Raw genomic sequence first — 11,252 nt, forward strand, 5'->3', positions numbered from 1 at the left:
CTACTTTAGACAAAGCAGTTTTAATGCCAAGAAAATAAGTCAACATTTTAAGTCACTTAAATAAAATACTTATGAAGAATTGCGATGTAAAGTGATGGGTTGCACTAAAAAAGTGCTTATAACACTGCATTTTTTCATTGCTGTTTTATGCTCAACATCTGCTAACATGAATGCCAGTGCTGCTGACAACATTATCTAGATTAGGGAAAACAATGTCTGACTCTTTATCGCGTTATCAACAAGATATTCGTCGTTTTTCTGATGAATTAATCCGTATTCAAGCTCCGATTAAAATCCTAGACTCGATAAAGTGGCCTAGGCAAATTGAAGAGGATTTTTTAGCAAAGCAGAACAAACAGCTTCCCAGTATTAGTAATGACTTTTATCAATCTATTCCTTTATCATTTAACCCACAGCAAACCCAAACCGACCTACTAAGCTTAAAAAGTGCCATTGAGCGAGGCTTAGGTAAACGCGATAAATTAGCTAAAATTCTACTGGCAAACATTGATCAATATCGGATCGTGATAGACATGCTCCACAATCGCGGTAACCCCATGTTTGGTCAACTCAGCCAAGAACTTTACGGCAGTGCAAGCCACAAATTACACGGTGATCGTCATACACTACGCCAACTTGGCGATCGCTTAAGTCATATATTTTCATTGCCCGCAGCGCGCCACATGAGTCACCGTCATCCTAAGATTATCACCGCTCCAGAAGCGGTAAATGTACTCAGCGAGCGCTTAGTGAAGTATTTTCATAACGATGAAATTCACGTGAAGTTAAGCGATGGTATTGTGTCAGACGCCGCCGTAGGTGGAGATACTGTCAAAATTAACACCCGTGCCATGTTCAGTGAATCCGATCTTAACGTCTATGAAGTACATGAAGGTTGGGTCCATGTGGGCACCACACTCAATGGTCGTGCCCAACCCCATGCAACTTGGCTGAGTGTTGGCTCACCACGAGTGACCGCTTCACAAGAAGGATTAGCAGTGTTAATGGAAATGCTCACCTTAAGCTCTAATCCAGGACGTGCTCGGCGTATTAGCGACCGAGTATCCGCGGTTGATATGGCTGAACAAGGTGCCGATTTTATTGAAGTCTATCGCTACTTTAGAAACCTTAATCTCAGCTCAAAAGAAAGCTATCGTGTTACTCAACGAGTATTTCGTGGTGGCATGGTGGGTGGAGGTAGCTTTTTTACCAAAGACATTTCTTATGTGCGCGGTTATGTAGAAAACATTAACTTTATTCGTAGTGCCATCAGCACTGGGTTACCTGAGCTAATCCCAATGCTATTTCTCGGAAAATTAGCCATTGAAGATATTCCTGTACTGTATCAGGCCTGCCAAGAAGGCATTATTGCTCAACCCAAATATTTGCCTCCAATGTTTGCAGATATTAGCGGTCTTTATGCTTGGTTTGGCTTTGCATCAGGGATTGGCAATATCGATCTTAAAGGCGTGCAGCGTCATTTTGCTCGCCAATTCAAACATGTTACCCCAACCTTTGCGGTCGATTTATTTGAAGATTCAGAGTTTGATAACAACTTCGAATAGACTATCGGGACCCAATAGGTTAAAAATAACAAACGTCGTAAGCTTGATGATTGGACCCATATTGGCATTCATCATCATTGGTAAATAGAATAATAAACGGATTAATCTCTTGAAATTAAAAAGCATGTTCATCTATATAGATGAACATGCTTAACATCGTTACTGCTTACTAGACTAGTAAGCTACTTCCAGAATTAAGCTTTGACTTTTAATGCCCGCTGCTTAATAAAATACTCACGGGTTAAGCTAAAGACCACTGGGCTTAATAGCACTAAGGCAATTAAGTTTGGAATCGCCATCATCGCATTCAATGTGTCGGCTAATAACCAAATAAATTCTAATGAGCTCACTGCGCCAATAGGCACAACCAAGGTCCAAATAAGACGGAATGGTTTTACAGCTTTATCACCTAATAAATACTGAACACACTTTTCACTGTAAAAACTCCAACCTAAAATAGTGGTAAAGGCGAACACGGCTAATGCTATGGCCACAATGTAATTACCCATAGGTAAAGCATGAGAAAACGCCAGAGAGGTTAATGACGCGCCGTTTTCGCCAGAGGTCCACGCACCGGAAACCACAATAGCCAAACCAGTAATAGAACAGACGATAAGCGTGTCAATAAACGTACCTAACATGGCCACTAAACCTTGCTTAACCGGATTATTAGTTTGCGCGGCAGCGTGAGCAATGGGCGCGCTACCCAAACCCGCTTCATTTGAAAACACCCCACGAGCCACACCAAAACGAATTGCAGCCCAAACCGCCGCACCAGCAAAACCACCTTGGGCTGCAACTGGATTAAAGGCACTTTCAATAATCAACATAAAAGCAGCAGGTACTTGTGCGGCATTAACAATCAATACAGCTAAACCCGCGGTAATATAAAACACTGTCATCAATGGCACTAATTTACCAGCCACTTCAGCAATACGCTTAATCCCGCCCATTAACACCGCGCCAACCAACACCATCAACACCACGCCAGTCACCCAATTGGGTACCCCAAAGTTACTGCTCATAGCATCAGCAACTGAGTTAGCTTGCACGGTATTACCAATACCGAAACCAGCAATCGAACCAAAAATTGCAAATGCAGTGCCTAACCATGCCCACTTACTGCCTAAGCCATTTTTGATATAATACATCGGGCCGCCAACATGATTACCGTTAGCATCGTTTTCTCGAAATCTCACTGCCAGTACAGCTTCGGAAAATTTGGTTGCCATACCGACTAATGCAGTACACCACATCCAAAATAGCGCTCCTGGACCACCAATAAAAATCGCTGTCGCCACACCTGCAATGTTACCCGTACCTATGGTCGCTGATAACGATGTCATTAAGGCATTAAACGGACTGACATCACCTTTTTCTGTTTCATCATTAACCTGACGACCCGACCATAATAATTTAAAGCCTCTATTTAGCTTTAAAATAGGCATGAACTTTAAGCCAACGGACAGAAACAGTCCGACGCCTAGAATCATAACCAACATGGGGACGCCCCACACTATACTGTTGATCATGCTGACAAAATTTGTGACTGCTTCCATGTAAAACCTCATAATGAGTAATGACTAATGTCGAAGTTATTATTAAATGTTTAGTTATTATTATAATTTTGGTTATTTTTATTACAGCTGCAACAGCCCAACTCCATTGCAACTATTTAATTTTTAGGTTACCCCGATTAAGTCAATCATGGCAAGACAAGCTAAGACCTAATAATTCATTTCCTCGATAAATTATCCTCGCCAACGTAAAATAGACTACTTTTCTAATACTACTTTTAACGTATCCAAACCTTGCTGTAAGTCAGCACCTATCATGGTTTCAAAGTCGAAAAAGAGAAACATTAAATTTGCAGGGTAGTCAAAATGACCGCTAAAACCCCAATCCACTTTTGTTTGATTAGAGTTAATTGTTGCTGTGGTCATATAAGCAGGTTCATTCGCTTCAAAAGGTGAAATAAACCGTAATTCAAAGTCGATCCGTTTGCCTTCATCTATGGCGATAATTTCTTGCTCGCCTACACCTACCTCGGGATTTTCACTTGCCCATGCAGATACAAACCCCACTGTCGCATCGGTACCACGATAGGTTTTCACCATGTCGGGATCCATTAGTGCCCACTTGCTAAAGTTATCTTGATTTTTTAGATGTTTAATATAATCAAAAACCTCAGTAACGGGTTTATCTATGGTAATAGTGCGGGTGACTGAATAGTCATTTTGAACAAAAAGAGCCACAACAAAAGGGATCGCAATAATAGCGACCACGACAACAAGAATTTTTCTTAACATTACTATCCTCTGGTATAGATAAGGTATCTACTCGTGCTTTAGGCTTACTTGCCAAAAACCAATATTCTCAGTATACCGACTAACGACAGGCTAACAATAAAAAATTAACATAGAATTAACAGTAATGTCCTATAAAACAACACGCTTAAGTACCAACAAGCAGTCACGCTAAATTGCAATCATGTTAGTCAAAGCCCGTCTCCAATAATCGTATCAGTCACCACTATATCCACTGATCATTTAATGCAGTGAGGTCGCTACCAATCTCGCCGGTATTGACCACACCTCGAGGTTCAATAATCATAATGTTACATTGCTCATTCGCCATTGGTTTATGCTCAACACCTTTAGGAATAACCACCATTTCACCTGTTCGCAGCGTAACCTCCTTATCACGAAAAGCTATTGTTAAGGTTCCTTCAATGACAATAAACACTTCGTCTGTGTCGGGATGATCATGCCAAACAAACTCACCCTCAACCTTGACCAATTTAAATTGATAATCATTCATTTCCGCAATAACACGAGGAGACCAATGATCGCTGAACTGCGTAAACTTATCGTTGAAATTGATGACTTTCGCAGGCATAGAAACTTCCCTAATAAATGATGGCTATGGTTCTAATTTAGGCCCTTAGTTATGGCATATATATTTCGACGGAATCTATATCGGATTGTTGCATCAATTTCAGCATACATGACTGGCAGATACATTGGTTGTCGGGAAAGCCTGCCAAAAAATTTATGGTTTTGTTCTGTGCAATAACTGATGGCATGTGCAATGGTTGCTTAGCACACCAGCATGCACTTATGTCTAATCCTTGTACCATGGCACAATCATTCGCTTGTTGGCAGAGTGGACAAGTTTGTGCTGTGGAGATTAGTAGTGTCATAGCCTAGCCTCTAATAAAATAAATAGATGAGTCAATATCGTCACTAAATTTACTCTAATTAACAGATGGTAAATAAAAGACAAAGTTAATATATAAAGATAATCCCGAATTTAACTCCGAGATCCGACATTCTTCACCATCTTAAATAAGCTCTATATTGTAATAAAAACCAAATAATCTTAAAAAAATACCCATTAAGCAATAACTCGATGGGTATTTTTAATCACATTACTTTTATAGAAAAAACATCACTGTTTAACAGTATTTTTAAGCGGAAAAACCGGATAAGACTCAGAACCTAAAATAGGTTTACCCGCTACAGACTGACCATAATACCCTTGATGCTTATGATAGGTTGCCTGTGTTTTGCTGACATCACCTTCAAAACGAGGATCTTGCGGGCGATCAAACGAATTAATGTATGCCGCGACATCCCAAGCTTGCTGAACAGTGAGCTGGATACTTTTACCAAACGGCATATTTTCATAGATAAAGTCAGTAGCGGTATTCACTCGGTGCATTCCCGCCCCCCAATTAAAACTTTGTGGTCCCCATAATGGTGGTAATGCGGCGACACCAGCAATCATTTGTCCCTCGCCATCTTCACCATGACACACTTGGCAATGTGTTTGATACACGGTCATACCACGAACTGGTGAATACGCTAATTCTGGTTGCGGAGTTTTCGGATAACCACGTCCAGGAAGCTGACTTAATGCTGTAATATCTTGATGTTTGGCGATGGCTGCAGGCATAGGAAAATCATCTCGCTTTGCACCTTTAACTAACTCAACATCTGACAATTCAGGCACTGGACCTGCAACATTATATTGCGTCATTAATCCACTCATGCCTAACCAGTATGAATACGCAGATATTGCCACTAACTCAGGTGAGCCTGATGCTGGCGCTTTACCATTCATCGAATAAGTAAAACAGCCTTGAATCCGCTCCTGAAAAGAATTTACTTTATCGTTTTTCTTGCGATAAGCAGGATAAGCAAAATATGCAGCCCATAAAGGCGATGCATTCGCTTTCATTCCGGCATTCATATGACAATTGACACAATTAAGATCATTGCCAACATACTTATCTCGAAGTTGTTGAGTATTCACAAACAGTTGATAACCTAAACGAACTTTATCGCCAAACGCGCCCGCGGGAATATCAGTTAATGACGCAGGTTGTAAATATTCATCAGTTGTTTTTTTCTCGACTGAGGGCAACGCAGCTTGACGATCGGGGAGTGTTGTTGAAGAGTCAGACGATTTTACCGTAGCAGGCTTAGGCGAAATGTCAGTTAATAATTCATTGGCCTGTAAGGGCAAGCTACACAGGATACCAATGCTCACTATCGATAATAATTTCATCGCTATGTCCTTATTTTATATTGGCAAAAAACTGAGATAAACCATCAATTTCGGCAGCCGTTAATTTCACCGCTATATTGCCCATCATGTTATCAATATCGCCTTTTCGAGTACCATTTTGCCATGATAATAATTGGGTTTTAAGGTAACTGACTTCTTGGCCCGCTAAACGAGGGAATTGACCAGCACCTACTCCGGATGGACCATGGCAACTAGTACAAGCTGGAATGGTACGCGACCAATCACCTTGAAAGGCTAATGCTTCGAAAGGATCGCTAATGGCAACCTTGTCACCACGAAATTGTAGCGGAATATCTGCAACTGGCTGTTGACTAAAATATTGTGAAACCACAGCAATATTGTCTCCCTGAACCGTAGCAGCCATTGCTGACATGGTAGGGTTTTGACGTTTACCTACGTGAAATAACTTAAGTTGATTATTGATATACTCGACTGATAGCCCCGCTAAACGAGGGCCGGTAATACCAATGCCTTGACCTTGAGCACCATGACAGGATGTACATAGCTGAGCGGCGGCTGGAGTAGCTTGTTGTGGGGGAGATATTTCTGCGGCTTCAGCTGCCATAACATTACACATTGTTAGGCCTGCCAATACACTGAGCATATAAAAGGATGTTTTCATCATCACACCTCTTTATTGATTAATTATTGTTCTACCACCATAGACCTAAAATGTTCAAAAAAGAATACCCAAAACGTCGAATCGTTAAACAAAAAAACCATTAAAATATTCATTAATGGTTTTTTTAGGTGGTAACTATTTGGTGTTTTTTACTTTGGACGCACACCTAAAGTATGGCAAATCGCATAGGTTAATTCTGCACGGTTAAGGGTGTAAAAATGGAAATCTTTAACGCCTTCACGGGACAATACTTTCACCATATCAATAGCAACGTTTGCGCCCACTAACTGACGTGTCGCGGGGTCATCATCTAAACCTTCAAACTGGCGATGTAACCAATGCGGAATAGCCACATTGGTCATGTCAGCAAAACGTTTAGTCTGCTTAAAGTTAGTCACGGGTAAAATCCCCGGAATAATCTCAACATCAATGCCTGCTGTCACGCAGCGATCACGAAAACGTAAGTATGATTCAACATCAAAGAAAAACTGGGTAATGGCGCGATTAGCTCCCGCATCAATCTTTTTCTTTAAGTTGATTAAATCCGCTTGAGCATTACGCGCATCGGGATGTACTTCAGGATAAGCCGCAACCGAAATATCAAAGTCGGCAACTGAGCGTAATAAACGAACTAAATCATTAGCAAACCGAGTCGGCTTTGGGCTGCCATCAGGTAAGTCACCACGTAAAGCCACTATGTCTCTTACGCCTGAATTCCAATAATGCTTTGCCAGTTCAACTAACTCTTCATCACTGGCATCAACCAAGGTTAAATGCGGCGCAGCAACTAGATTGGTTTCCTTCTGGATACGTTCAATCACGCTATGAGTACGATCTCGCACTCCTGAGTTGGCACCATAAGTCACTGAGACAAATTTAGGGTTTAATGGCTCTAAACGACGAACAGAATTCCACAAGATCTCTTCCATTGCTGGAGTTGAAGGCGGGAAAAACTCAAAAGACACATTAATATCATTCAGCTCAGACAAGCTCTGATTTAACGACTGGGCATGTTGCGCATGATGAAAAGCCATAATGTATTCCTTCAACTTCTGTAAAACTTCGGAGTCTATACCAATCAACTAATTTAACTCACTTAACTTAAGCGATTTAGCCGTTTGGACGTCTATATGTCCATATACTAGTTTAACTGCATCCTAAGTCAAGCTAAAAAACCACCAATAGACTAATTTAAGTCTACGCCTAAACAACAAACAATAAAGATAGTGCTAAATAACCAGCAAAATCCCTTGAACCACTATGCATCTAGTAAATTATTCATCGTATTCATTTGAGTGCACAACCAATCAATTGAATTACGGATACACCAACGTGTATCGGCAAATCGTGACCAAACAACCGAGCAATAAACCATAGAGCTAACAACGGGGATTTCGTATGCGACTGACTGGAAGCTAAGCGTTACTTGACTAAGCTTTCTAAGGTGTTTAATGGGCTAAAGTGAACTGAGTGTCTAAAGCTGAAAGGTCACGCAAAGCAACCTAGAAAATGTATCGCCAGACATAAAAAGCTACCATTTAGGTAGCTTTCAATTAATGTGTAACCAGATAAACTTACTCGTAATCAGTAGCGTAAGTTTCTTCATAAGTGTGTGAGTATAGCTCAAACAAGTTGCCAAATGGGTCTTCCAAGTACACCATTTGCGCTAGATTGCTGTCGTCTTCTGGATGGTAGCGCATAATATCCATACGCACTTTACCGCCATATTGTTCAGTACGCGCAATGGCCCCTTCAAAGTCATCTGTTTGCAAACAAAAGTGGAAGATACCAAGACGTGTGAAATCAACTTCATGACGTTCTTGGCGCTCTTTCATTTCAAACATTTCAACACCAATGCCATCACTCGTCACTAGGTGGGCAATGTTAAAGCCTTTAAAACCTTCACCAAATACAGCCACACACATTCTGCCAATAGCAGTCTCACGCTCTTCTTGAACCTTAGTGTTACCCATTACAACTCTTAAACCCAGCGCTTTAGTGTAAAACTCAACCGCTGTATCCATATCGCCAACCATTAAACCTACGTGATTCATTTTCATAACTAACTCCAAAAATACTATTGACTGATTCATCATTTGTTTCGATGGAACCATCTTACGGCTAACAAAATATAAATAAAAATTATCATAAATTATCAAATCAATAATTAATTTTTATTATCATGGTTTATAATTTGAATCAAAATTAGTAAAAAAGTAGCTTTTAACAGACAACCGCTTGGCCTGAGTCAATTAGACAAACTCAGCAAAACAGAAAGGTTTGAGATCAATCAACTAGGAATGAAGCAGTAGGTTTTAAAAAATGAGTGGTGAAGCACAGAGCCAATTTAGCCAGCTTATCAGAAGTAAACTAATCGTAAGCAACCATGCTCACTTAACCAAATAATTAATACTGGCTATTGATTGGTGAAAAATCAATCTTTTTAGAGGAGTTAATGGCTCAGCCTTTCTATTTCAAGTTCGATTAATAATGACGTATGAGCATCATTTGCTGCGTATTTTTTCTGATGTTCGTGTAGAGGGAATATTGACCAATTTGATTGTTGGGCGCTCTTCGATAGTCGTCGTTCAAAAAACATTGCCACCGCAACCCTTGCGCCAACACGTTGTTTAACTTGCATAAAACGCATTACTGTTGCAGAGAGTTCTTCCGTATTGACTAATTTAATTCCAAATTTTCTAAAGAGACTTTTTTTATCTTCTTTCAATCCAAAACCCACTTTCTTTATTGTTGGGTCAGATAATATGTCTGCGATTGCTGTAAAATGTTCATAAAATTTTGTAGGAAATAAGAATACTTTAGATTTTGTGGCGATCTGAATTAGATGAGGTCCATCACTTACCTCACCTTTTATGAAACAAGGTTTACTCTCTGTGTCAAACCCTAAACAAAAGTGTGTTCTTAACTCTGCTATGGCACTGATAGCATCAGCTTTGTTTATGACAACGATGATATTTTCTAGACTAATACCTTCATAAATGGGTAAGTCTCGAATTTGCTCCTTTGTTGGCCTTTTCATTCGATATCCATTCTGTCCAGAAAAAATAGTTGTGTTTAAAAAAACAGACTAATTCAATTTCCTAAATAAGGGCAAGTAAATGCAAGCTAAAAAAAGTCAAAGTGACAAGAGCCAGCATACAATTGTCTCGCAGACTTGATTAGCTATAAATCAATAAACTCAATCTTGAATTGCTGTGAAGATATAATCGCCTGCTTAACAATAACATGGTTATATTCTTTGTTTGTTTTTATAATTCCCAGCAATTTATCTTTATTATTTTGACTCATACATGCGCCCAAAATGACTTGTTTCACTGCTGTTTTAGGGAATTCAAAAAGATGGATAGGAAACGGACTTTCGTCAATAGTGAGGCTTGAGTCAGTTAATGCGGCGCACATTCGCCATTCTTGCTCATATTGCCACTCTTCGGATTTAATCAATAGCAGTTCAACACTACTCAACTGTGTTAAGCGGCTTATTGGTCTGTCTTTGCGATACTCAACTTTGCGTAAATAATAAAACTCATCCTTTATGCTTCTTGTACGATTAAAAAAATCCGATTTTTTATCAAAGCCAACACAAAAGCCTTTATGAGACCTAGCATAATGGGACCACATTAATAAATTACTATTATTCTCTGCTAACGAAAGTACCCCTATCAACTCATTTGATTTATCACTGAATAATTGAGTGGTAACACTTCCCATTTCAACTAGTTTTTTTTCAATTTCAGGCAAATTTTGACTATAGAGTTGACGTGTAATCAACTTTAATTGTTTAAGAGGAATTAAAGTTCTGACTTCAGGTGGATATTTTTTAAGCTCAGCTTGGAGTATTTCATCCATATACTGGTCAACATACTGATCCATTTCAGCTTTTGAAGCCAAAGTAGAAATAACCGGTTTAAACTCAAAAGGATCATTAAAGTCAGTAGGTTGCGTAAACCGGATAAGGCTAGATTCTAAAATACTGATTCGGTCTGGATCCAAGTACTTATATAGCATTACCCCTCCCCTTTTTTATAACATTTAGTTTGTATGTATTTCATGCACTTTACAAGCCATGAATAGCTTCTGGCTTTGTTCAATGAACAATTATCATTTAGATAACCATTGATATAACTTATATGTTAATTGTTTATTCTGATGATAGCTTATCTCGTGTTTTCAGAGTTCATTACATTGAGGCCGTTGAAGAAAATGACGTGAGCTGGCCATGGACGGCCAGCTAGCTTTCGAGGGGAAGGGACGCCTCATCGGAAGCGTTAGCATTTTAGAATAAGGCTGAAGAACACTAAAATGAGGTCAAACGCTGGATCTATTTCCATCGCAACCTTTTCGCTTCCCAGAAAATGTTGCCGGAACGGCAGGGGTGATCCAAGAGGGGATTGCTGTTGATCCCCTTTTGGCCAGTGCAGGGTGGAACCTTGCGATCTTAAGCTATTGTGGCC

General features: G+C 39.8%; 11 protein-coding genes. 1 reads left to right on the plus strand and 10 read right to left on the minus strand.

The annotated features are described in order from the left end of the window. The first annotated feature begins 212 nt into the window (after window positions 1-212). Window positions 213-1,565: a flavohemoglobin expression-modulating QEGLA motif protein gene (locus ABIS04_RS16935; protein WP_350431805.1), complete on the plus strand. Its 1,353-nt coding sequence runs from the start codon at window positions 213-215 to the stop codon at window positions 1,563-1,565. Window positions 1,566-1,759: 194 nt separating this feature from the next. Here the strand turns inward: ABIS04_RS16935 and ABIS04_RS16940 are convergent, their stop codons facing one another. From ABIS04_RS16940 to ABIS04_RS16985, 10 genes are all read right to left on the minus strand, one after another. Then, a complete protein-coding gene (locus tag ABIS04_RS16940; protein WP_140235188.1) occupies window positions 1,760-3,124 on the minus strand; it encodes a sodium:alanine symporter family protein in 1,365 nt (454 codons plus the stop codon). A 216-nt stretch (window positions 3,125-3,340) separates the two neighbouring features. After that, entirely contained in the window at window positions 3,341-3,874 is a 534-nt protein-coding gene (locus ABIS04_RS16945) for an SRPBCC family protein (RefSeq protein ID WP_350431807.1), read from the minus strand. A 223-nt stretch (window positions 3,875-4,097) separates the two neighbouring features. After that, entirely contained in the window at window positions 4,098-4,463 is a 366-nt protein-coding gene (locus ABIS04_RS16950; RefSeq protein WP_140235190.1) for a cupin domain-containing protein, read from the minus strand. Window positions 4,464-4,512: 49 nt separating this feature from the next. Continuing rightward, window positions 4,513-4,767: a cysteine-rich CWC family protein gene (locus tag ABIS04_RS16955; protein WP_137225120.1), complete on the minus strand. Its 255-nt coding sequence runs from the start codon at window positions 4,765-4,767 to the stop codon at window positions 4,513-4,515. Between the two features lie 248 nt (window positions 4,768-5,015). Then, a complete protein-coding gene (locus ABIS04_RS16960; protein ID WP_350431808.1) occupies window positions 5,016-6,137 on the minus strand; it encodes a c-type cytochrome in 1,122 nt (373 codons plus the stop codon). Window positions 6,138-6,147: 10 nt separating this feature from the next. Beyond that, the gene (locus ABIS04_RS16965) at window positions 6,148-6,780 is read right to left on the minus strand and encodes a c-type cytochrome (protein WP_350433466.1); all 633 of its coding nucleotides are present in this window, start codon (window positions 6,778-6,780) and stop codon (window positions 6,148-6,150) included. A gap of 149 nt (window positions 6,781-6,929) precedes the next feature. After that, entirely contained in the window at window positions 6,930-7,814 is an 885-nt protein-coding gene (gene metF / locus ABIS04_RS16970) for a methylenetetrahydrofolate reductase (protein ID WP_137225116.1), read from the minus strand. A 540-nt stretch (window positions 7,815-8,354) separates the two neighbouring features. Continuing rightward, window positions 8,355-8,840, minus strand: coding sequence for a VOC family protein (locus tag ABIS04_RS16975; RefSeq protein WP_137225114.1), 486 nt, complete (start codon window positions 8,838-8,840; stop codon window positions 8,355-8,357). A gap of 392 nt (window positions 8,841-9,232) precedes the next feature. Continuing rightward, window positions 9,233-9,820, minus strand: coding sequence for a 3'-5' exonuclease (locus ABIS04_RS16980; protein ID WP_350431809.1), 588 nt, complete (start codon window positions 9,818-9,820; stop codon window positions 9,233-9,235). A gap of 143 nt (window positions 9,821-9,963) precedes the next feature. Beyond that, a complete protein-coding gene (locus tag ABIS04_RS16985) occupies window positions 9,964-10,806 on the minus strand; it encodes a DUF2971 domain-containing protein (protein WP_350431810.1) in 843 nt (280 codons plus the stop codon). Between the last annotated feature and the right edge of the window lie 446 nt (window positions 10,807-11,252).

Source organism: Shewanella sp. H8, assembly GCF_040285065.1.
GTDB classification, from domain to species: Bacteria; Pseudomonadota; Gammaproteobacteria; order Enterobacterales; family Shewanellaceae; genus Shewanella; species Shewanella polaris.